The 20,877-nt window shown below is 67.9% G+C and carries 20 protein-coding genes; 14 read left to right on the top strand and 6 right to left on the bottom strand.

Annotated features, from left to right (window positions below; all coding sequences use genetic code 11):
- Nucleotides 1–168: 168 nt before the first annotated feature.
- Complete coding sequence (locus JW364_RS12305; RefSeq protein WP_064572124.1) at nt 169–558, bottom strand: nuclear transport factor 2 family protein; 390 nt, start codon at nt 556–558, stop codon at nt 169–171.
- A gap of 316 nt (nt 559–874) precedes the next feature.
- On the opposite strand from JW364_RS12305, the gene JW364_RS12300 reads away from it, so the two are divergent.
- From JW364_RS12300 to JW364_RS12280, 5 genes are read left to right on the top strand one after another with little or no spacing between them, the layout of a single operon-like run.
- A complete protein-coding gene (locus JW364_RS12300) occupies nt 875–1,816 on the top strand; it encodes a glycerophosphoryl diester phosphodiesterase membrane domain-containing protein (RefSeq protein ID WP_240199020.1) in 942 nt (313 codons plus the stop codon).
- Nucleotides 1,813–2,493: a DUF4129 domain-containing protein gene (locus tag JW364_RS12295; RefSeq protein ID WP_205333780.1), complete on the top strand. Its 681-nt coding sequence runs from the start codon at nt 1,813–1,815 to the stop codon at nt 2,491–2,493. The genes JW364_RS12300 and JW364_RS12295 overlap by 4 nt, the downstream gene beginning before the upstream one ends.
- Nucleotides 2,490–3,782, top strand: coding sequence for a DUF4350 domain-containing protein (locus JW364_RS12290; protein ID WP_307814777.1), 1,293 nt, complete (start codon nt 2,490–2,492; stop codon nt 3,780–3,782). Before JW364_RS12295 ends, JW364_RS12290 begins: the two co-directional genes overlap by 4 nt.
- Nucleotides 3,779–4,861 (top strand): MoxR family ATPase, encoded by a 1,083-nt coding sequence (locus JW364_RS12285; protein WP_205333779.1) that lies wholly within the window; start codon nt 3,779–3,781, stop codon nt 4,859–4,861. The genes JW364_RS12290 and JW364_RS12285 overlap by 4 nt, the downstream gene beginning before the upstream one ends.
- A complete protein-coding gene (locus JW364_RS12280) occupies nt 4,861–6,153 on the top strand; it encodes a DUF58 domain-containing protein (protein ID WP_205333778.1) in 1,293 nt (430 codons plus the stop codon). Before JW364_RS12285 ends, JW364_RS12280 begins: the two co-directional genes overlap by 1 nt.
- 1,063 nt (nt 6,154–7,216) lie before the next feature.
- Here the strand turns inward: JW364_RS12280 and JW364_RS12275 are convergent.
- Complete coding sequence (locus JW364_RS12275; RefSeq protein ID WP_159371737.1) at nt 7,217–7,675, bottom strand: Hsp20/alpha crystallin family protein; 459 nt, start codon at nt 7,673–7,675, stop codon at nt 7,217–7,219.
- Nucleotides 7,676–8,360: 685 nt separating this feature from the next.
- On the opposite strand from JW364_RS12275, the gene JW364_RS24420 reads away from it, so the two are divergent.
- Complete coding sequence (locus tag JW364_RS24420; RefSeq protein WP_269434039.1) at nt 8,361–8,486, top strand: hypothetical protein; 126 nt, start codon at nt 8,361–8,363, stop codon at nt 8,484–8,486.
- Between the two features lie 359 nt (nt 8,487–8,845).
- Here the strand turns inward: JW364_RS24420 and JW364_RS12270 are convergent, their stop codons facing one another.
- Complete coding sequence (locus JW364_RS12270) at nt 8,846–9,139, bottom strand: hypothetical protein (RefSeq protein WP_058253737.1); 294 nt, start codon at nt 9,137–9,139, stop codon at nt 8,846–8,848.
- Nucleotides 9,140–9,231: 92 nt separating this feature from the next.
- Nucleotides 9,232–11,829: an aconitate hydratase AcnA gene (acnA, locus tag JW364_RS12265; RefSeq protein WP_205333777.1), complete on the bottom strand. Its 2,598-nt coding sequence runs from the start codon at nt 11,827–11,829 to the stop codon at nt 9,232–9,234.
- 108 nt (nt 11,830–11,937) lie between these two features.
- Between acnA and JW364_RS12260 the strand changes: the two genes are divergently transcribed.
- From JW364_RS12260 to JW364_RS12235, 6 genes are all read left to right on the top strand, one after another.
- Nucleotides 11,938–12,618, top strand: a complete 681-nt coding sequence (locus tag JW364_RS12260) for a GntR family transcriptional regulator (protein WP_165629336.1) — start codon at nt 11,938–11,940, stop codon at nt 12,616–12,618.
- Between the two features lie 258 nt (nt 12,619–12,876).
- Nucleotides 12,877–13,923, top strand: a complete 1,047-nt coding sequence (locus tag JW364_RS12255) for a tripartite tricarboxylate transporter substrate binding protein (RefSeq protein ID WP_205333776.1) — start codon at nt 12,877–12,879, stop codon at nt 13,921–13,923.
- Between the two features lie 64 nt (nt 13,924–13,987).
- On the top strand, nt 13,988–14,386 hold the full coding sequence (locus JW364_RS12250; protein WP_165629334.1) for a universal stress protein: 399 nt from the start codon (nt 13,988–13,990) through the stop codon (nt 14,384–14,386).
- Nucleotides 14,376–14,945 (top strand): tripartite tricarboxylate transporter TctB family protein, encoded by a 570-nt coding sequence (locus JW364_RS12245; RefSeq protein ID WP_205333775.1) that lies wholly within the window; start codon nt 14,376–14,378, stop codon nt 14,943–14,945. Before JW364_RS12250 ends, JW364_RS12245 begins: the two co-directional genes overlap by 11 nt.
- Nucleotides 14,945–16,450, top strand: a complete 1,506-nt coding sequence (locus JW364_RS12240) for a tripartite tricarboxylate transporter permease (RefSeq protein ID WP_205333774.1) — start codon at nt 14,945–14,947, stop codon at nt 16,448–16,450. Before JW364_RS12245 ends, JW364_RS12240 begins: the two co-directional genes overlap by 1 nt.
- Nucleotides 16,450–17,184 (top strand): RraA family protein, encoded by a 735-nt coding sequence (locus JW364_RS12235; RefSeq protein ID WP_240199019.1) that lies wholly within the window; start codon nt 16,450–16,452, stop codon nt 17,182–17,184. The genes JW364_RS12240 and JW364_RS12235 overlap by 1 nt, the downstream gene beginning before the upstream one ends.
- A 34-nt stretch (nt 17,185–17,218) precedes the next feature.
- Here JW364_RS12235 and JW364_RS12230 read toward each other — a convergent pair whose 3' ends face one another.
- Nucleotides 17,219–17,494 (bottom strand): hypothetical protein, encoded by a 276-nt coding sequence (locus JW364_RS12230; RefSeq protein ID WP_159371745.1) that lies wholly within the window; start codon nt 17,492–17,494, stop codon nt 17,219–17,221.
- Between the two features lie 81 nt (nt 17,495–17,575).
- The gene (locus JW364_RS12225; protein ID WP_205333773.1) at nt 17,576–18,571 is read right to left on the bottom strand and encodes a stage II sporulation protein M; all 996 of its coding nucleotides are present in this window, start codon (nt 18,569–18,571) and stop codon (nt 17,576–17,578) included.
- 111 nt (nt 18,572–18,682) lie between these two features.
- Between JW364_RS12225 and JW364_RS12220 the strand changes: the two genes are divergently transcribed.
- A complete protein-coding gene (locus tag JW364_RS12220; RefSeq protein WP_205333772.1) occupies nt 18,683–19,567 on the top strand; it encodes an RDD family protein in 885 nt (294 codons plus the stop codon).
- A 60-nt stretch (nt 19,568–19,627) separates the two neighbouring features.
- On the top strand, nt 19,628–20,875 hold the full coding sequence (locus JW364_RS12215; RefSeq protein ID WP_205333771.1) for a lipase family protein: 1,248 nt from the start codon (nt 19,628–19,630) through the stop codon (nt 20,873–20,875).
- The last annotated feature ends 2 nt before the right edge of the window (nt 20,876–20,877 follow it).

Below are 20,877 nucleotides of genomic sequence, written 5' to 3'. Positions count from 1 at the left end.
GCGAGCGAAGCGAGCCACGAAGGGCCCGCAAGACGTCTGGGGGATCGCTAGAAACCGCCGTCCACCAGGCCCTTCGTGGCTCGTCGCTTGCGCTCCTCGCACCTCAGGGAGCAAGGCTGACGCGCCCTCCGCAAGCTCCGGGCTCTGTCAGGAGCGGAGGGATCGCGGTCAGAGCTGTTTGAGATCCGACTGCTGCCAGACCGCGCGCATCGTCGACACCTTGCCCTCGGCGTCGAAGACCATGATGTCGACGGGGGTGATCTCGAAGGCGAGTCCGGCGGTCTTGGTGACCAGGGTGAACTCGAAGACCGCGGTGTCGCCGGCGATCTTCTTCCACTTGAGCGTCGCGGTGCGCTCGTCCATACCGGTGATCACCGAGTAGAACTCCACCAGCTGCTCGCGGGTGTCGCGGATGTCCGCGCCGATGGGGTCTTCGACGGTCGCGTCCGCGGCGTAGAGGTCGGCGATCTGCTCTGCGGTACCCGAGTTGAGCAGCTCGATATAGGCGTCGACGGCCGCGTCGATCTTCTCCGCGAGCCCGGCTTGTTCCACGGTCATGAATCCTCCAGAAAAGTAGAACGTGTTCTAATTCGGCACGGTAGCACGGCGTCCGTCAACCGGTGGATGATTTCGGTGCCCGGTCGGAGTTGTTTGATACGTTCGCCGCACAGTTTCCCCGCGTGCGGAAAGGCCGGTGCACCTCTCGATGACCGAGCCGCCGCGCGTACCTCCACCACCGTCCGGCGAGCCCCCGTGGCAGCCGCCCGTCGTCTCCGACGAGTGGAGCCCGGTGCCAGATGCGGGACCGCCGCAGGGTCCACCCACACCGCGGCCGCCTACCGTGCCCGGACCGCAGCCGCAATGGGGTTCGGCGATGTCGACCCCACCTGGCTCGAGTGCTCCCCTTCCGGGGAACGGGTGGGCGGGGTGGATGCCGCCACGACGGCCGACGCCCGTCAGCGCACTGCTGCAACAGATCTTCTCGACCACGTTCGCGGCACCGCGTGTCTTCCTGGGCCTCGTCGGCGTGAGCTGGGGCGCGGCGGCGGCACCAGTCGCGCTCATCACCTGGTGGCTGGTGAGCGCCGAACCGACCCTCGACGACCCGGACGACTGGGCGAGCCTGGCACCGGTCACCGCGTTCGTCCTCACTGTCTTTGCGCAGTGGGCCGTCATGACGGGCGCACTCAGCGGTCTCGCCGCCCGTCCCCTGGCCCGCCTGCGCGCCGGGTCCGTACCGACGCTCGACGACGCCCTGCGCGCGGGTCGCCGGTCCCTCGCCCGACTGTCGGGGTGGACCGCCCTCCTGGGACTCGCCGTCGCGGCGGCGTTCACCCCGGGCATCGCACTCCTCGGTCTGGGAGTCAGCTCCGACGGAATCGTACTGATCGCCGGGAGTCTCCTCCTCTTCCTCGTCGCGCTCATCCCGGTGACGTGGCTGCTGGTACGCACGGTGTTCACGGCGCCTGCGATCGTGGTCGACGGCCTCTCCGTGCGAGGCGCGATCGCCCGCTCGGGGTCGTTGTCGGCGGAGCGGTTCTGGCGGACCTTCGGCATCCTGGCGGTCATGGTCGTGCTGGCGTGGGTCGCGATGACGACGATGATGTACCCCTTCGATCTTCTCGGATCGATCGCCGGCGTGTGGTTCGCCGACGGGGACGCCCGTGGCACCGAGACCGTCGTCGCGGTGATTGGCATCGTCGTGGCGTCGATGGTCGTGCAACCGGTACTGACCGTCGTCCCGGCCGTCCTCTACGACGATGCACGCGCCGAGGCGGCCCCGACGCCGTTCTTCTCCGGACAGGGCGACCGGTGATCGGAGTTCTCGCTGCGCCATTGGACCCCGGCAACGACGAAGCACGCCGGTGGGCCGAGGAGGAGCTGTCCGACTCCGAGTATCAACCACCCGAACCGTCGTGGTTCGACCGCTTCGGTGAGCGGCTCTGGGAGTGGATCGCCGACAACGTCTTCGGCTGGTTCGGCGGCTCCGACACCCTTCGGGGCATCGTGATCGTCGTGGCGATCGCCCTCGTCCTCGGGCTCGTCGTCGCGGTCGTCCGGCATCTCCGACGCAACCCACGACTTCCCCGCACCACCGCTGGCCCGCCAACGGGGTCGGTACTGACAGGTCCGGCTCGGTCCGCGGCCGACTTCCGGTCCGACGCCGACGCCGCCTTCGCCGCAGGCCGGTACGACCAGTGCGTGCTCGCCGCCGTCCGCGCCATGGCACGTCGGGGTATCGAGCGCGGTCTGCTGGCCGATGAACCGTCTCTGACCGCCCACGAAGTCGCTGTCGACCTCGGACCCCGATTTCCCACCTACGACTCCGGATTGCACACAGCGACAGACCTGTTCGACGCCATCGCCTACGGCGACCGACACGCATCAGCCGAATCCGCGCGCGCGGTCCTCGACATCGAGCGCGGGGTCTCGTCCGCACGACCAGTCGACGAGGACGCGGTCCGGTCGAAGCGACTGGCGGTGCCCCGGTGACCGGCACCATGCAGGCGACGCCATCCGGGCCCGTCGCGTCGACGCCGATGCGACCGGCGCCCGCGAAGAACAAGACGCCGGCGTGGATCTGGGTGACCATCGTGCTGGTGGTGGTCGTCGTGGTCGCCGGCGTCGGACTCCTCGGTGTCACGGCACTCACCGGCGTGCAAGGCACGCCCGGTCCCGGCGTCAGCTACGACCCCGACAACGCCCAGCCCACCGGATCGCGCGCTCTCGCTCAGATCCTGGACGACCACGGGGCCGACCTCCGGCAGGTGCGCGGGCTCGAGGAGTTCACCGACGCCCCACGCCCCGGCCGCGGGACCACGGTGGTGGTGAGCTCCACCTCGTCGTTCAATCCCGCTACGACGCAACAGTTCCGCGAGCGCGTGCAGGACGCCGACCGCGTGATCCTGATCGCGCCGGACACCACCATGCTCACCGCGCTCGACCTGCCCGTCACGTCCGGTTACGGCGCCGGCCCGGCAGCGGTCCCCGCGGGTTGCCGCACGCCCGGCATCGACGAGACCGACGTCGTCGACTTCAGTCCGTTCGGATACACACCGACCTCGCCCGCGGCCACCGCCTGCTTCACGTCCGACGGGACATCGAATCTGGTCGTGGTTCCCCGCACCACCGACCGTCCCGAATTCGTCGTCATCAGTGGCACAATGCTCACCAACGAGCAACTGGCACAGCAGGACAACGCCGGCGTCGCCGTGCGGGTCTTCGCGAGGTCCGACGAGATCCTCTGGTACGTGCCCTTCTTCACCGATCAAGTCGCGACCGAGGACGAGGAGTCCGACATCCCGGCCGCGGTCGGGCCGCTGATCGTGTTGACCGTCTTCGCGGTTCTGGCCCTGATGTTGTGGCGGGGCAGGCGATTCGGCCCGCTGGTCACCGAGCCGCTCCCGGCGGTCGTCAAGGCGGTCGAGACCACCCGGGCGCGGGGCCGGATGTATCACCGCGCTGGAGCCGACGCGCGTGCCGCGGCTGCGCTGCGCATCCACACACTGGGTTCGCTGGCGTCGTATCTGGGACTTCCGTTCGACGCCGCCCGTGCCACCGACGCACTGTCGCGACCCGACTGGGACACCGTCGTCGCGTCGACCGAGAACTCGGACCCGATGGTGTCGGCGATCGTCCTCGCCGTGGTGGGGGCGACGCACCGTGATCTCGGCGAGGTCCGGTCGCTGCTGTCCGGTCCGCTTCCCACCACCGACGCCCAGCTCGTGCACTTCACCGCCGAACTGACCAACCTCGAGAAGGAAGTCCGACACACGCCATGACCGTCGACCCGTCCCGCAACCCAGGCCCCGGTCCGTTCGCCCCGGACGCATCCGTACACGCAGACCCGTTCGCCAAGGCACCTGCCGGGCCACCACCTGAGCACGCCCACCACCGACCCGGCGGAGCGCCGAACCGCGCCCGCGATGCACTCGGGGCCGTCCGCGGCGAGGTCGGGAAGGCCGTCGTCGGCCAGGACCCGGCGGTGGCGGGCATCCTGATCGCGCTGCTCTGCCGCGGGCACATCCTGCTCGAAGGCGTTCCCGGCGTCGCCAAGACGCTGCTCGTCCGGTCGGTGGCCGCCGCACTCGACGTCGAGACGAAACGTGTGCAGTTCACGCCGGATCTGATGCCCGGCGACGTCACCGGATCGCTCGTGTTCGATTCCGCCAGCTCGGAGTTCACGTTCCGCGAAGGGCCGGTGTTCACCAATCTCCTGCTGGCCGACGAGATCAACCGCACGCCGCCGAAGACCCAGGCGTCGTTGCTCGAGGCGATGGAGGAACGACAGGTCACCGTCGACGGCGATCCCCGCCCGCTGCCGAGTCCGTTCCTCGTCGCGGCGACGCAGAACCCGGTCGAGTACGAGGGCACCTACCCGCTGCCCGAAGCGCAGCTCGACCGTTTCCTGCTGAAGGTCACCCTGCCGCTCCCCCCTCGCGACGACGAGATCACCGTGCTGACGCGGCACGCCTCCGGATTCGATCCGCGGAATCTGTCCGCCGCCGGCCTCCGTCCGGTCGCCTCGGCCGCCGACATCGAGGCCGGCGCCGAACAGGTCCGCCGGGTGACGATCGCCCCGCAGGTCACCGCCTACATCGTCGACATCGCCCGGGCCACCCGGTTCTCGCCGTCCCTGGCCCTCGGCGTCAGTCCGCGCGGCGCCACCGCACTGCTCGGCACGAGCCGCGCATGGGCGTGGTTGAACGGCCGCGACTTCGTGACCCCCGACGACGTGCAGGCGCTCGCCCAGTCGACGCTCGCGCACCGCCTGTCGTTGCGCCCGGAGGCCGAACTCGAAGGCGTGTCGGTGGGTTCGGTGCTCGACGCGGCGATCAACTCGGTGCCCGTCCCCCGCTGATGTTCCTCACCGGCCGCTTTCTGATCCTGGTGCTGCTCGGTGCGGTGCCCATCCTGATATGGCCGAACTACTTCGTCCCCGTGCTGTGGGCGCTGTTCTGTGTGCTGCTCGTGTGCCTGGACATTGCGTTGGCGGGGTCCACAAAGTCGATCAACATGTCGCGGTCGGCACCCGGCCCGATCCGGCTCGGCCAGAGCACGACGTGCGCGATCGCGGTCACCAACCACGGTTCCGGTACGTTCCGCGGAGTGCTGCGCGACGGCTGGCAGCCGTCGGCGGGTGCCTCGTCGAACACCCACCGCGTCAGCATCCCCCGCGCGGAGACCCGCTCGGTGACAACGACTCTCACCCCCACCCGACGCGGTGACCGACTCGCGGTCCGAGTCGCCGTCCGTCGGGTGGGTCCCCTCGGCATCGCCGGACGCCAGCGGTCGGTGCCGCTGCCGGGCCGTGTCCGCGCACTCCCGCCCTTCGACTCGCGGCGGTTGCTGCCGTCACGGTTGGCCCACCTGCGTCAGCTCGACGGTCGGTCGGCGGTGCGCGTACGTGGTCAGGGAACCGAATTCGATTCCCTGCGTGACTATGTCGAGGGTGACGATGTCCGCAGCATCGACTGGCGGGCCACCGCCCGGCGTCGTTCGACCGTGGTGCGGACTTGGCAGCCGGAGAAGGATCGGCACATCGTCATCGTCCTGGACACATCTCGGACGTCGGCCGGGCGGGTGGGCGACACCCCGCGCCTCGACGCCGCGATGGACGCCGCGTTGCTGCTGGCCGCGCTCGCGTCGCACGCCGGCGATCGGGTCGATCTCATCGCCGGTGACCGCCGGGTCCATCGACGGGTGGTCGGTGTCGGCCGCACCATGCTGCTCAACAGCCTCGTCACCGCAATGGCCGACCTCCAACCCGCTCTCCTGGAGGCGGATTGGCCCCTGCTCGGTGCCGAGGTCGCCAAGATCGGGCGGCAGCGCGCGCTGCTGGTCCTGCTCACACCCCTCGAACCCGCAGCTGTCGAGGAGTCGCTGCTGCCCCCGCTGGCAGTGCTGGCGCAGCGCTACAAGGTCATCATCGGCTCCGTCGCCGACCCCGCCCTCGACGCCATGCTCACCAAGCGCGCCGACGCCGCGCAAATCTACGATGCGGCGGCCGCGGCACGCACACTCACCCTGCGGGACCGAACCGCCACCGCGGTGGGCCGGCTCGGCGTCGACGTGGTGGATGCCCCACCGGACAAGCTGGCCGCCAAGCTCGCCGATCACTATCTGTTACTCAAGTCGCGAGGGTTGCTCTGACCGGCGCGATTGATGGTCTTCGTCATGACAGTGACTGCTCGACAATCGTTTTCAATCTTGTGTATGCCGGCGGCGCCGACCACGCGAGGTGTCTCCGCTGGCACCGGTGTCGTTGCATTCCCACAGCTGTGTCGCGCGTCGCCCGAGACGTTGTGAAGTTGGTCTTGACAGACAGCCTTCATCCTCTGCTCTCGAGGCGAGACGACGGACACCGACAGTCGAGAGCAACCGACACGCTCCGCTACCACTGCACAGTCACTCGTTGCTGCTTGTCGCGTCCGATGCATCACTATGTTCCCGACACTGACCATGGTCACGAACACCTTGCTGGCATGGCATTCGAGGAGCCGATCGATCACAGCTTCGGCGCGACGCGGACGATCAGAGTGCACTCAATCTGTGACAACGTATGCGACTGTGCCACTACCCAAGACAACTAGCGAGCAGCATCGACTGTCGGGCTGTTCAAAAGTGTCGGGCTCGTCATGAGACACCCGAATGAACCTGGGCCGCCCACCTCACTCGGGTCATGCCACGTCACGCTCGATGCGTGACAGCGATCACGGCAGTATCAGCGATCCGCAAAGGTCCATCAGTCGAACTGAATATGGACAAGGATGGCACTCGGCCGCCGGGGAGGACGGCGGGTGTCATCCTTGTCCATTTCTGCCTGCGATCGCCCGGAGCCCGAGACCGCCAACCCCTCCGGCTCCCGGACGCAGGCGTCTTTCAGAAGCTCTCAGATCGAGGTGGGCGGGCCACGCTGCCGCCCACCTCGCCTCACCACTCGGTGTCGCGGCCGCAGGTGCGCGATGCGAGCGGCGGTTCGGCTTGAACCAGGTACCCGGCGCCGAACGGTGGCGACCCCGCACGTGAGGGTAGGTAGCACCTGTTGCGGATCGCCGACCTGCGCGAAGACAGCATCGATTTCAGCGGCCAGCCAGGTGTCTTCGGCGTCGATCACGTCGACACATCCGGCTGGCGACGCAGCCGTGACGCAGCCCATCATCATCTCAGACCTCCCGGTACTGGGGTGACAGTGACGAACCACCTCCCCGGTCAGTCAGCCCGAGGCCGCCTCGGAGCCGGCGGTGATCTCCTGACGTCCGTCGCCGGAATGCTCGATGGCCACCTTGCGAGGCTTGGCTCTCTCGGCCACCGGGATCGTCACCGTGAGCACACCGTTGTCATAGGCAGCAGAGATCTTCGCCGGATCGACACCCTCACCCAGAGTGATCTGCCGACGATAGGTGCCGGCGAAACGCTCGTTGGCCAACCACTGCACACCCTCATCCGAGAGTGCGCTGCGATGCGCCGACAAGGTCAACACCCCGTTGTCGACGTTGAGATCGATCGAACCAGGATCAGCACCAGGCAGGTCGGCAATCAACGAATAGTGGTCGTCGATCTTGTACACATCGATCGGCATGAATCGCGGTGTACGTCGGCCAGCGCCGGACTCGCCGGTGAGAAGTCCTCGAGCCCAGTCATCAACCATGGAGAACGGATCGATACCCAGCATCGCAAACACCTCCTTGATCCACGGGTGCCGCCACGCTGACGGCACCACATCAACCATCACTGCGCGCCATCAGATTAGCACTCAACGCCAGTGAGTGCCAAGCATCTTTTCGATGATCAACGCACTCAGTCCTCCACCGGCACAACAGCACTCGCCCCAAGAGCAGAGCAGTAGTCCGCTTTCGGCATCGGGTGGCGATTCACCCAGACGAGTGCTATCTAGGAACACGACGTTCACCCCCGGCACGTTCCGACGACATGACCCAGGAAGGACCCAACCGATGTCGGCCCCCGCCCCTGAACTTCACCCGATCGTCTGGCCCGACCCCAGCCCGCTGCAGCACTGGTGGACCCACGTCATGGGCCGGCCACGTCTCCACCCGGATCAATCCGAAACACCGGTACCAGCCACACCCGGCACCCATGACCAGCAACGACGCACGCCCGGCCCGGCATTGACCGCCAGCATGGGTGCCCGCGGCCGCCACAGCATGCCTCGACAGCAGCTGGCTTCCGCTCGACGGCGCTGACCGCGTCACACACCTCTACGGCCGGGCCACGCCTCCCGAGGCGTAGTGACTTGGACGCCTCGAGCTCAGGGTGGCGTTTCGGGACGAGCGTCGGCCCTGCGACGACTCTTGTTGTCGCACAACCCCAATCCCACCACTTGGATCGAACTCGCAGTCATGACCTCTCGCAGCCTCACATTTCACCGTTACACCCCGCCCACCCCGCACCACGACCTACGGTGGGCCCTTGCCTACCTCATCACCCTGGCCGCCATCCTTGTATTCCTCACCACGTCGCAATGACACCTCGATCCCTGGCGGGTTTGCCGGCGCCGCGACAGACCACGTCCGTCCACGCCTCGGCCAGCCCTGGCCGGGCACCCCGACAGCGGGTGACGGCAGCGGTTCCCTCGAAACCCTCGACGACCTACCTCCGAACCCGCGCCGTATCCGGTTCGAGCAGCCGCGCAGGAAAGCCCTCACCGCACACCGTTGCGACAGGGGACATTCCGCGGCGCACCACCACCCGACTCGCCGCAATACTGGCCCCTCCGCGAGCCGCGCGTGCACGCGATCGGAGGCAGCGCGAAGCCACGCAAGAAGCCGAACGTCATGACCTTCTCGAGGACCGCCGCCGGTCCGATCTCACTCCTCCACGACACTCACACCGCCACCGCCGGGATGTCGGCCGCGTAGCGGATCACCGAGCCGACCCGACCGAAGCGACGTTCGATGATCACGATCGCCTCCGCGAGCTGGTCGGGGTCGTCGACGTCGGCGACGAATGCCGCGGTGTGCCCGTTGTTGCCGAGCATGAACGGCAGCACCGCGGAGTACTCACTGCTGACGACAGCCAGCGGGATGTCGCGACGGAACAGGTCGTACGCGTGGTCGATGGCAGCGGGGTCGTCGAGGACGACGAGCGGGACCGAGGAGATGTGCTTGTTCTTTCTCATGTATCGAGAGTGAACTCGCAGGTTATGAGGGGGTTGACCGATCACTGTGAATTCGCTGGCAGCTACGCGTTGCCACCCCCCGGCCCGCGAGGTCACCGCACGAGTTGCTCGTCGAGAATGCTGGGGATGACTCCGCCGCGTCGGAGAAGCCGACGATCCAGTTCGGTCTCGGCGGCCACCTGCGCGTCGAAACGCATTTCGGAACCGTCGATCCGCCGGACGACGACCGCCACCGTCCCGCGGTCGACGGCGTCGGCAGTCCCGTTGACGTGCAGTCGGTCTCCGGGCTGCAGGTCCTGCAACCCGCCGTCGACGTCAGCAGGAATCAGCAACGGCAGGACGCCGACTCCGATCAGATTGGACCGATGAATCCGCTCGAAACTGCGCGTGAGCACGGCCCGCACTCCGAGAAGACGCACCAGCTTCGCCGCCCAGTCGCGCGAGCTGCCCATGCCGTACCGTTCCCCCGCCACGATCACCACCGCGTCGCCGTCGTCGGCGTACCGGCTAGCGGCCTCCGGAAGGGACACGACGTCGCCGGTAGGCGCATGCACGGTGTGCGCGGGAGCCGCATCCGGTGCGAGCGCGTTGCGGACGTTCTTGTTCTGAAAGCCGCCCCGCAACATGGCTTCCCAATTGCCTCGCCGGGAGGCGTAGACGTTCAGGTCGCCCGGTTCCGCACCTCGCTCCACAAGGTATCGACCGGTCGGGCTGTCGGGCTTGATCGCCCCGGCCGGGGAGATGTGGTCGGTGGTGATGTCGTCGCCGAGCACGAGCAGGGGATGCGCGGTGTACTCCCCGAGCATGGTGTGCGCGTAGCCGTCATCGGCGAAAGGAGGACGCCGCAGGGCCGTCGACGACGGGTCCCAGGGGAACAGCGGCCCATCCGGCACATCGAGTGCGTCCCATGCCGGATTGCGGGACGCGGAGACGAAATCGTCGACGACATCACGCGGACGCCGCGCTGCATCGGTGAGCGCGTCGATCTCCTCCGGCGCGGGCCACAGATCAGCGAGCAGCACGTCATGTCCGTCGGCGTCGACGCCGATCGGTTCCGCGGTGGGATCGATGGCCGCGTCACCGGCGAGTGCGAAGACGATCACCATCGGCGGCGACATCAGCAGGCCCAGTTCGAGGTCCGGGTGGACGCGGCCGGGGAAGTTGCGGTTGCCGCTCAGCACAGCCACCGGCTTTCGTGTGTGCGCCTCGGCCACCGCGGTGATCTCCGCCGGCAGCGGTCCCGAGTTGCCGATGCAGGTGGCACAACCGAATCCGACGATGTCGAAGCCGACCGCGGACAGATCGTCGGCGAGACCGGCCCGCTCGAGCACGCCGGCGGCAGAGGGCGAACCCGGCGCGAGGGAGGTCTTCACATACTCCGGCACCCGCATCCCTCGCTCCCGTGCGCGGCGGGCGACCAGACCCGCGGCGATGAGGAGGCGCGGGTCAGAGGTGTTGGTACAGCTCGTGATCGACGCGATGGCGATCGGGAAGGCGGGCATCGGGATGTCGTCGTCGCATCGAGAAGGCCCCTCGGCGTCGAAGGTCGACGGCAACTCGGTCACCGGGACCAGGTCCTGCGGGCGACGCGGACCGGCCACCGACGGGACCACCGCACCCAGGTCGATGTCGATCGTGCGGGTGAAACGCGGCTCGGCATCGGGGTCGAACCACAGCCCGAGCCGTCGTGTCACCGACTCGACGAGCTCGCAGTGTTCTGCGGTACGTCCGGTGTCGGCCAGGTATCGGACGGTCTGTGCGTCGACGGGGAAGAACCCGGTGGTGGCACCATATTCCGGGGCCATGTTGGCGATCACCGCCCGTGCGCCCACCGTCAGTGCCGATACGCCCGGCCCGTAGAACTCGACGAACTCACCCGTGACCCCGAGCTCGCGCAGACGGTGCGTGACGACCAGCGAGAGATCCGTGGCCAGCACGCCCGCGGAGAGCGTCCCGGTGAGGCGGACTCCCACGACCTCGGGGATCCGCAGTGTGGTCGGCATGCCGAACATCACCGTCTCGGCTTCCAGACCTCCTATGCCCCAGCCCAATACACCGAGCCCGTTGATCATGGGCGTGTGGCTGTCCGTACCGAGCATCATGTCGGGCACCGCGTGGTCGACGCCACCGACCTTCTCCACCGTCACCACGGTGGCGAGCTGTTCGAGGTTGATCGTGTGCATGATCCCGGTACCCGGCGGGTTGATGTGCACGGTGTCCATCGTCTTCGACGCCCAGGCCAGGAAGCGATACCGCTCCGCGTTGCGGCGCATGTCGTGGGCGAGATTGGCCGCGGCGGCATCGCGGCGCGCGAACGACTCGACCGCGAGCGAATGGTCCACCGAGACCTCCACCGGCAGGCGGGGACTCAACGCCGTCGGATCCCCACCTCGGGCGGCAACCGCGTCACGCATCGCGGCGATGTCGACGAGGGCGGGCGTGCTGGTGGTGTCGTGCATCAGCAACCGGCCCGGCACATACGGGATCTCGGCGTCGCTGGTGCCGGCGCGAAGCCAGCGGGTCATGTCGTCCAGGGCTCGATCGCGCGTCTCGGCGTCGGCATGGCGAGTCACGTTCTCGGCGAGTAGACGGACCACCGTGGGCCACTGCCGGTACACGTCGGACCCGACCCGCCGCTCGACATCGACGACCGGCAGATCGGGTTGCGCGCGGCGTTCAGCTCCACTCATGCATCCCACCATAGGTTATAACCTATAACTTGCACCACCGATGATATCATCGCGGCGTCCGGCGCTGCCGCACCTCGACGTCCCATGACCACTGCCGGGAGGCCCGCCATGACCACGCCAGGCGGGATGTTCACCAAGAACGATTACGCATACGCCGAGCTCCAACGGCGAATTCTGACCGGGGTCCTGCCGGCCGGCGCGGTGATCCCCCAGGCCAAGCTGGCGGCCGAGATCGGCGTCAGCACGACTCCCCTCCGCGAGGCGATCCGCCGGCTGTCCGCCGAGGGCATGGTCGAACTCGAGGCCCACCGAGACGCGCGGGTGACCCCCGTATCGGCAAATGAGGCGCGCCACCTCTACCAGGTACGGGAGAACCTGGACCCGCTCGCGGCGGCGCTCGCCGCGCGGACGCGAACGGCGGCCGACATCGCCGCCATCAGCAATGCCTTCGATCGCCTCTCGCCCATTGCCAGTGCGTCCGATGTCGATGCCCTTGTCCGACACCGGGAATTCCATCGCACGGTGTACCGCGCGTCGGGCAACCCCGTTCTCATCGACATCCTCGAACGACTCTGGGACAAAGCAGATCGTTACCGAGTCATCGGCCTCTCCCACCGGGGCGATTCACCCGACGACCGGTCGCGGGTCACCGCCGAGCACCGGGCGATCATGGAGGCCGTCGCCGACGGTGACGCCGAGCGTGCCGACGCGGTGATGCGCGAGCACATCGGCAACAGTCTCGGACGTCGTGCCATCGATGCGCTCACCGAGGACCCCGTCGCCGGCTGACCTGGCCGCTGCCACTTTTCCAACCCCTGTGTCCTGCGTCACGGTCATAGGTTATAATCTATAACTGTGCGACGCCGAGCGCGCGCGAAAAGCGCAAAACGATACTTATGCGCCCAAGCGTGACTGTGACGACGGTTACGCCAACACTTCCGATGTGACCACCGACGAAGTTGTCTTCACATCCGCAGCAGAATCGAGTCAGACGATGTTGGTAGCCCTCGGCCTCGGGACCCGACCCCGAACGAAGACGAGGACCGCATGACCGCACCATCCCCCGGCACCGACGAGTCGGCCGACAAGACCCCGGCACCTCGCCCGCCGAGACGTGTTCCCACTCTCGTCAAAGCACTCGGCGCACTGGTCGCCGCGGCGATCGTCGTCGTCGGCGTCGTCGACGCGGCCGGGAGCGAGGGCGGCGCCGACGCGCGATCGCAACTGACCCTGATCGCGCCCGCGGCCGCCGGTGGAGGTTGGGACGGTGCGGCGCGCGAGATGCAGCAGGCGCTGCGAGCCCAGAACATCGTCAATAACTCGCAGGTCGTCAACATCCCCGGTGCCGGCGGCACGATCGGACTCAGCCAGTTCGCGGGGATGACCGGCGACGCCACCACGATCATGGTCATGGGCATCACGATGCTGGGCGCGATCAACATCAACGGGTCCGACGTGGATCTCGGAGACGTCACCCCCATCGCGCGGCTCGCCGATGACTACGACGTCGTCGTCGTACCGGCTGATTCTCCGATCACGACCATCGAAGAGCTGATGGCCGAATGGAAGAAGGACCCCAAGAACTTCACGTTCGGTGGCGGTTCGCTGGGCAGCGTCGACCAGATGATCATCAGCCAGATGGCTCGGGAGAACGGCATAGACCCCGCCGCGGTCAACTACATCGCCTACTCCGGTGGTGGCGAACTGGCGACCTCACTCATGTCCGGGACGATCAAGGCCTCGGTCAGTGGTTACGAGGATTTCGTCGACCAGATCACCGCCGGAAATCTACGCGCGCTGGCGATCTCGGCCCCCGAGCCGGTCCCGGCCATCGATCTGCCGACCCTGTCCGAACTGGGTTACGACGTCACCCTCACCAACTGGCGCGGGGTGGTCGCACCGCCGGGCATCACCGATGACCAGCGCACCGAACTCGAGGCGATCGTCACCGAAGTCGTCGAATCACCCGAGTGGCGAGATGCACTGCAGCGCAACAACTGGTCCGACACGTTCACGCCGGGCACCGGATTCGACCAGGTCATCGACCAGCAATCGGAGTTCGTCCGCGGCATCTGGGCCGACCTCGGGTACTGACTGACCGGCGGTCGCCGAACCTGCACTGCACAACTTCTGCCCCACACGACATCACGGAGAACCCATGCCCATCCTTGTCGCTTTCGCCCACACCCCCGAAGGTCGAGCGGCCTTCGAACACGGCCGGCGCCTCGCGCGCAACGAGAGCTCTCAACTGATCGTCTTCGACATGGAAACCCCTGCTGTCGACGACGACGGTGGCATTCCCGAGCCCGACTTCGCCCCTATCGAGAACGCCGGCAACAACACCGCGATTCGCTGGATCGGCCATCGTCGCGAGGATTCCGATCCGGCCGCCGAACTCATCGACGTCTCCGAGGAGTTGTCCGCCGATCTCATCGTCGTCGGCCTGCGCCGTCGGTCGCGGGTCGGGAAACTCCTGCTCGGCTCGAACGCACAGCGCATCCTCATCGACGCCGAGGTCCCCGTACTGGCAGTGAAGGCAGCCCATCATGACGACTGACAATGCGGCGGTACAGCCCGCCGGCACGACGCTCGACGACGGACACGGATCGGACCGCGCGCGCCGACCGCTCACCGGCCGAAGCGGTCTGGTCGTCGCGGGCCTCATGCTCGCACTTGCCGTCTACCTGACCGCCGGCATCATCGGGATGGACATCCCGGGTAGCGCAGCGACTCCCGGGCCCGCGTTCTTCCCGATCATCCTGACGATCTGCGCCTACCTGATCGCCGGACTCCTGACCGTGCAGACCCTGCGTCACCCCGACGAGCCCGATCCCGACATCGTGCCGCCCGCGACCGGTCAGTGGCGAACGCAGAGTGACTGGCGTGCACTGGGTCTCGTCCTGGCCGGACTCATCGCCTTCACCGTGCTGCTGATCCCGCTGGGTTGGATCCTGTCCGCTGCGCTGCTGTTCTGGATCGTCGCCTACGCCATGGGTTCCACCCGTCCGGTCCTCGACATCGCGGTGTCGCTCGTCGTCTCCTGTGCGGTGCAGGCGTTCTTCTCGGCGGGTCTCGGGCTGAACCTGCCCGCCGGCGTCCTGGGAGGGCTGTTCTGATGGACAACGTCTCACTCCTGTTGGAGGGCTTCTCCCAGGCACTCACCCCGATGAACCTGCTCTGGGTCTTCATCGGCGCGCTGCTCGGCACCGCGGTGGGTGTGCTCCCGGGCCTGGGTTCGGCGATGGCCGTCGCACTGTTGCTGCCGGTGACCTTCACCCTCGACCCCACCGCCGCGTTCATCATGTTCGCCGGCGTGTACTTCGGCGGCCTGTTCGGTGACTCGACCATGGGCATCCTGATGAACACGCCCGGCGGGTCCACCGCCATCGCAACATCATTCGAGGGCCATCGGATGGCCAAACGCGGGCGCGCCGCCCAGGCCCTCGCCACCGCCGCGATCGGCGCCTTCATCGGCGGCTTGATCGCGACGACCATCGTCGTGTTCTTCGCACCCAAGCTCGCCGATCTCGCCATCCAGTTCGGTCCCGCCGAATACTTCGCCCTCGCCGTCTTCGCCTTCATCGCGATTGCCTCGGTGGTCTCCGACTCCGTCATCAAGGGTCTGACCGGACTCCTCATCGGGCTGATCCTCGCGGTCATCGGGATCGACGGCATCTCGGGCACCCAGCGCTTCACGATGGGCGCGCCCGAGTTGTTCGACGGCATCAGCATCATCGTCATCACCGTCGGCACCCTGGCTCTGGGCGAGGTCCTCTACGTCGCCTCCCGCATCCATCGCACGCGTGCGCCGGACGCGGACGCCGTCATCGGGCGGCCCTTCCTCAAGCGCGCCGAGTTCCGCGAGGCGCTTCCGGCGTGGTTGCGCGGCACCGGTTTCGGCGTCCCCTTCGGCGTCATCCCGGTCGGCGGCGCAGAGGTGCCGACGTTCCTCGCCTACGGAACCGAGCGTCGTCTCGACCGCAAACGACCCGACCCCCAGTTCGGTCACGGCGCCATCCGCGGTGTCGCCGGTCCGGAGGCGGCGGGCAACGCGACGTCGGGCACCGCGATGGGTGCCCTGCTCGCGATGGGTCTGCCCACCTCCGCCACCGCGGCGATCATGCTGGCCGCATTCCAGCAGTACGGCCTGCAGCCCGGCCCCCTGCTCTTCGAGCGCAACGCCGATCTCGTCTGGACGCTCATCGCCAGCCTGTTCATCGGCCTGGTCATGCTGCTGATCCTCAACATGCCGTTCGCCGCCATCTGGGCGAAACTGCTGCTGATCCCCAGGCACTACCTCTACGCGGGGATCGCGGTGTTCTGCGTGCTCGGTGTCTACGCGACCTCGGCCGCGATCACCGACCTCATCCTGGTCATCGCCATCGCCTTCGTCGGATATCTGCTGCGGCGCTATGGTTTCCCGCTCGCCCCCGTCATGATCGGCGTCGTCCTCGGCCCCCTTGCCGAGACCAGCCTGCGCAACGCGATGATGTCGAGCGGCGGTGATCCGAGTGTGCTGGTGGGCAGCGCGATCACCTGGGTCCTCTACGGAGTCCTGGCCGTCGTCGTCCTGTTCACCGCGTTCCGCCGCCTGCGGATGCGCACGCGTCAGGACACCTGATGCGACAGCAGTTCCTTCCCCGCTCCTCGCCCGCCCTCACCGAAAGTCAGCCGCCGATGCCCATGCGCACCAGCACCGACCGCGCACTCATCCGCTCCCGCTTCCTCGCCGTCGACGTCGCGAACGTCGCCGACGTCCTCGACGACCTGGGTCACCGTGATCAGGCGCTCAGCACCGACTTCACGTGTGCGGCCGGACGCGAACGGCTGGCCGGCTGGGCGTTCACCATCTCGGGCGCGACGAGCGCCGCCCCGGGACGGGACCCGCTGAAAGCGCAGGCGTGCAGCCAGATCGGCCCGGACGAGGTCTCCGTGTGGCAGGGGAACGGCCGGGGCGTCTGTTACTTCGGTGAACTCGTCGCGATCGGCATGATGCAGCGGGGCTCCGTCGGCGCAGTGGTCGACGGCGGTGTGCGCGACAAGAGATGGCTCCACGAGATCGGTTTCACGACGTTCTCCCGCTATCCGACCTCGGTGCAGACCAGCGGCCGTTGGCGCGTCGAGACGTGGCAGCAACCCGTCACCCTGCCGGGCGCATCCGGGGAACCGGTCGTCATCGAGCCCGGCGACTTCATCCTCGGCGACGACGACGGTGTCATCGTCATCCCCGCTGGGATCGTCGACGTCGTGCTCGAGGCAGCGGAGACCATGACGGAGAAGGAGATCGACGTCCGTGCCGCCATCCGCAACGGCATGACCCTCGCCGACGCGATGGCGGAGTTCGGACGGTTCTGATCCCGCACTCTGCGGCGTCACCTCCGCCCCACGGTCACTTCTTCGCGAGAGCCGCCCGGTAACCGAGGAACCCGACGTAACCGGCCAGCCCGGCCAGGCCCAGCCGGCGGGTCCGCGGCGACACCAGTGCGAGGCCAATAGCGGTCTCGCAGGCACCGTTGCGGTAGGTCCAGGTGGTGGTGTCGTCGGGGAATACCGGCTCGGTGATAGGGCCGAAGATCTCGGGCTTGATGAAGTGCGCAACCCCGGTGGCGGCCAGTCCCCCGCCCAGCAGCGAAACAGCGTCGAGTGATCCCTTGCGAGTTGCCATCAGAGTGTTCCCCTTCGTCGTCGTCGACCCTTTCCGGTGATCGTAGGCGTCGTTCGATTCCGGTTCGACGTCGACGGGCCGCTATCTCGCCGTCGGGACGGTGAGCCCGCGAGCTGCCTCGTCGAGATCGCCGGTGTCGCCGTACTCGTACGCGCGGCGCCCGGCGACGAAGACGTACGCCATGAACAGCGTCCACGCCGTCACGCCGATCCCGATCCGGGCCCAGGTAGGCAGCGGGGACGGCGTGACGAACGCTTCGATGACCCCGCACAGCAGCAGCACGACGACCAGACCCAGCGCGACACCGACCGCTGCTCGGCCCTCCTCCCCGAGAGCCGTTGCACGCGTTCGATTCCCCGGGGCCACCCAGGCCCAGAAGATCCGCAGGCCCACGCCCGCAGCGACGAACAAACAGGTCAGTTCGAGCATTCCGTGCGGCAGGATCAGTCCGAAGAACAGGTCACCACGACCGTGCCGGATCATGATCGACGCCACGACCACCAGATTGAGGATGTTCGTATAGAGCATCCAGATCACGGGGAACCCGAAGACCCCTAACGCGATACACAGCGCGGCCAGCCAGAAGTTGTTGGTCCACACGCGAGCGGCGAACGACGTCGCCTCGTATTCGCTGTAGTAGTTCTCGAAGTCGTTGGTGACGAGACGCTCGATCTCCGCGGGCGATGCGAACGAACTCTCGATCCGCGGGTGCGCCAGGACCCACCACGTCATGATCACGGCCGCACCGAGCGATCCGCCCATCGCCGAGAGCCACCACCAGCGCATCCGGTACAGGGCCGCGGGGAACGACCGGGTGAAGAACTCGATCACCGTCGCCGGCGTGCTGACCCGGGTTCCGGTCGCGCGACCGCGGGCGCGGGCCAGGAGGCCCGACAGGTATGCCACCAGCGAGGCATCGGGCGCCGTCGACCGGATGACCGACAGGTGGGTGGCCACCCGCTGATAGATGTCGATCATCTCGTCGGCCTCGGCACCGGTGAGTCGGCGGCGCCGGGAGAGCGCGTCAAGCCGCTCCCACGTCGCGCGGTGCGCGGACACATAGGCGTCGAGATCCACTCGGCCAGCGTATCGGGCATTCTCACCTCCGCGGCACGTGTCATTCAGCGGACGTCGGGGCTGTGAGTTCCCGATGCCCTGTCGACGAATTGCGTCGTAGGGTGAGGCGTGATGTCTCGTCCAGTGCCGCCTCGGCCCCCCGCGGGCCCGGGCGCACCCGTCGCCGGCCGGCCCGGTCCGGTCGCATGGGGCGCGGGCGCCACGACGACGGTCGGAGTTGGACGCAACGACCTCGTCTCCGGCGAGGCGGTCGCTCTCGCACTCCCGCCGGCGAACCTCGGCTACCGGATTCTCTCCGGCATCATCGACGTCCTGCTGGGGTTCGGACTGTGGTTGTTCCTGTGGTGGATGTCGTTCAAGGTCGCCGGCGAGGCGAGCGAGGCGTGGCGGGGAACCATCAACACCCTGATCCCGATCGTCGCCGTCGTCGCACTCCCGACGCTGCTGGAGACCGTGACCCCGGGGAAGACCGTGGGACACCTCGTCCTGGGCCTCCGAACAGTCCGCGATGACGCGGGCCCGACCGGGTTCCGCCACTCCCTGACCCGAGCACTAGTCGGCTTCGTCGAACTGTATGCGTGCCTGGGACTCCCAGCGCTGATCTCGGCGGCGATCTCGCGCAAGAGCAAGCGCCTGGGCGACCTGCTCGCCGGGACCTACGTCATCCGCGACCGCCACCGGCTCGTCGAGCAGGCACCCATCGAGATGCCACCCGGCCTGCACTCGTGGGCCGTGTCCGCCGACATGGCCGCCCTCCCCGACCCACTCGCGGTGATCATCCGCCAGTTCCTCAACGGCCGCCACGGCATGAAGCCCGAGCCGAGAGCCCATGCCGCCCGGAGGATCGTGTTCGACGTCGCGCCGTTCGTCGCACCCGCTCCCCCGCCCGGCGCCCCGTTCGAAGACGTGTTGTCGGCGATCATGGCCGAGCGCCGCCGCCGCGACGCCGAACGGCTCGCGCGCGAAGCCGCACTGCGCCAACGTCTCCTGCGCTGATCTGTGCTGCGACCCGCAGAGGCGGCGCGGCGCACCCGGATCCCGGTTACTCTGCTACGGGTGACGGTGCCCACCCTGCTTGCGAAGGACACGAGATCGATCGGCGGCCGACGGCTTCTCGCCGCAGTCGTCGGAGTCGCGTTGACCTTCGCCACGGTGCTGACCGTGCAGGCTCCCGCCAGGGCGGGAGGTCCAGGGCCGGATTCGGCGGCCGGTGTTCACGCTGTCCCGCGCATCGTCGACTCCGAGACCGTGACGGACCCGGTCATCGCACTCCCCCAAGCGGGTTCGACATTGCGCGTGCGATACAGCTCGACGTCCGTCCGCGGTCTCCCGACGGAGATGACCGGCACGCTGCTCACACCGTCGACGCGGCCGCCCGCCGGGGGTTGGCCGCTCGCCGTGTGGAATCACATGACGGTCGGCGCTGCAGACCGATGCGCGCCGTCGCAGGCCCATGCCGGTCATTCCGAACTTCCCCGCATGACGTCAGGTGACGGCATCGTCGGCCGGTTGCTCGACGCCGGATTCGCCGTGGCACGGCCCGACTTCGAGGGTATCGGCGGGCCCGGGCCGCACCCGTATCTCATCGGCGACTCGCTGGCGCGATCGACGGTCGACATGGCGCTGGCTGTCGCGGATCACGACCGACGGATCGGCCGCGACGTCGTCGTGGCCGGGCATTCCGAGGGCGCCGTCGCCGCCTTGGCCGCCGCGGCGCGGCCGTTATCGGAATGGGGCGACCTCCGACTCCGCGCGGTGTCGGCACTCGCACCGCCGACGCAGGTGGCCGCGCTCCTCGATGGGGCGTCCCACGTTCCGGTGTCCGGTCCCGCGATCAACGAACTGATGGGATTGGCCGCTCTCATCGGGTATGGCGCGGCCGCAGCCGATCCCGAGTTCGACGAGTTGATGTCCAACGGCGGGCTCAGCGCGGCGGCGAGCAGGCTCCGTCCGCAGGTCGAGGCCCGCTGCTACGCCGACCTGACCTCACCGGACTCGTTCGGCGGCCTCGCACCGGCCCAGCTCCTGGGACCGCGCGGCGACGAGATGAAGGCCGCATTGTTGAAAGTGTTGCGCGACAACGATGTCGACCAACTGCGTTTCGATCGGGGGCTACCGGTCCGCATCGACTCGGGCACCGTCGACACCGTGTCGCCGCAACCGCTGGTGTCCGGTCTGGTGCAGACCTATCGGCGCGCCGGGGTGCGCGTCACGTACTCCGACCGGTTCACCGGGCATGCGGGCGTGGCCACCGACCGCGCGAACGCTGCGACGATCGCGGCGTGGCTCATCGCGCAGGTCTGAGG

Origin of the sequence: Gordonia sp. BP-119, from assembly GCF_016924115.1 — a bacterium.
Classification (GTDB): Bacteria; Actinomycetota; Actinomycetes; order Mycobacteriales; family Mycobacteriaceae; genus Gordonia; species Gordonia hongkongensis.
This window is presented reverse-complemented; position numbering and strand designations above follow the sequence as displayed.

Bases quoted from the DNA above. Each gene is read 5' to 3' on its own strand.
- JW364_RS12305 (WP_064572124.1), bottom strand. From the start codon at position 558: ATGACCGTGGAACAAGCCGGGCTCGCGGAGAAGATCGACGCGGCCGTC.
- JW364_RS12300 (WP_240199020.1), top strand. From the start codon at position 875: ATGTCGACCCCACCTGGCTCGAGTGCTCCCCTTCCGGGGAACGGGTGG.
- JW364_RS12285 (WP_205333779.1), top strand. From the start codon at position 3,779: ATGACCGTCGACCCGTCCCGCAACCCAGGCCCCGGTCCGTTCGCCCCG.
- JW364_RS12280 (WP_205333778.1), top strand. From the start codon at position 4,861: ATGTTCCTCACCGGCCGCTTTCTGATCCTGGTGCTGCTCGGTGCGGTG.
- JW364_RS12275 (WP_159371737.1), bottom strand. From the start codon at position 7,675: ATGCTGGGTATCGATCCGTTCTCCATGGTTGATGACTGGGCTCGAGGA.
- JW364_RS24420 (WP_269434039.1), top strand. From the start codon at position 8,361: ATGACCTCTCGCAGCCTCACATTTCACCGTTACACCCCGCCCACCCCG.
- JW364_RS12270 (WP_058253737.1), bottom strand. From the start codon at position 9,139: ATGAGAAAGAACAAGCACATCTCCTCGGTCCCGCTCGTCGTCCTCGAC.
- acnA (WP_205333777.1), bottom strand. From the start codon at position 11,829: ATGAGTGGAGCTGAACGCCGCGCGCAACCCGATCTGCCGGTCGTCGAT.
- JW364_RS12260 (WP_165629336.1), top strand. From the start codon at position 11,938: ATGACCACGCCAGGCGGGATGTTCACCAAGAACGATTACGCATACGCC.
- JW364_RS12255 (WP_205333776.1), top strand. From the start codon at position 12,877: ATGACCGCACCATCCCCCGGCACCGACGAGTCGGCCGACAAGACCCCG.
- JW364_RS12250 (WP_165629334.1), top strand. From the start codon at position 13,988: ATGCCCATCCTTGTCGCTTTCGCCCACACCCCCGAAGGTCGAGCGGCC.
- JW364_RS12245 (WP_205333775.1), top strand. From the start codon at position 14,376: ATGACGACTGACAATGCGGCGGTACAGCCCGCCGGCACGACGCTCGAC.
- JW364_RS12240 (WP_205333774.1), top strand. From the start codon at position 14,945: ATGGACAACGTCTCACTCCTGTTGGAGGGCTTCTCCCAGGCACTCACC.
- JW364_RS12235 (WP_240199019.1), top strand. From the start codon at position 16,450: ATGCGACAGCAGTTCCTTCCCCGCTCCTCGCCCGCCCTCACCGAAAGT.
- JW364_RS12230 (WP_159371745.1), bottom strand. From the start codon at position 17,494: ATGGCAACTCGCAAGGGATCACTCGACGCTGTTTCGCTGCTGGGCGGG.
- JW364_RS12220 (WP_205333772.1), top strand. From the start codon at position 18,683: ATGTCTCGTCCAGTGCCGCCTCGGCCCCCCGCGGGCCCGGGCGCACCC.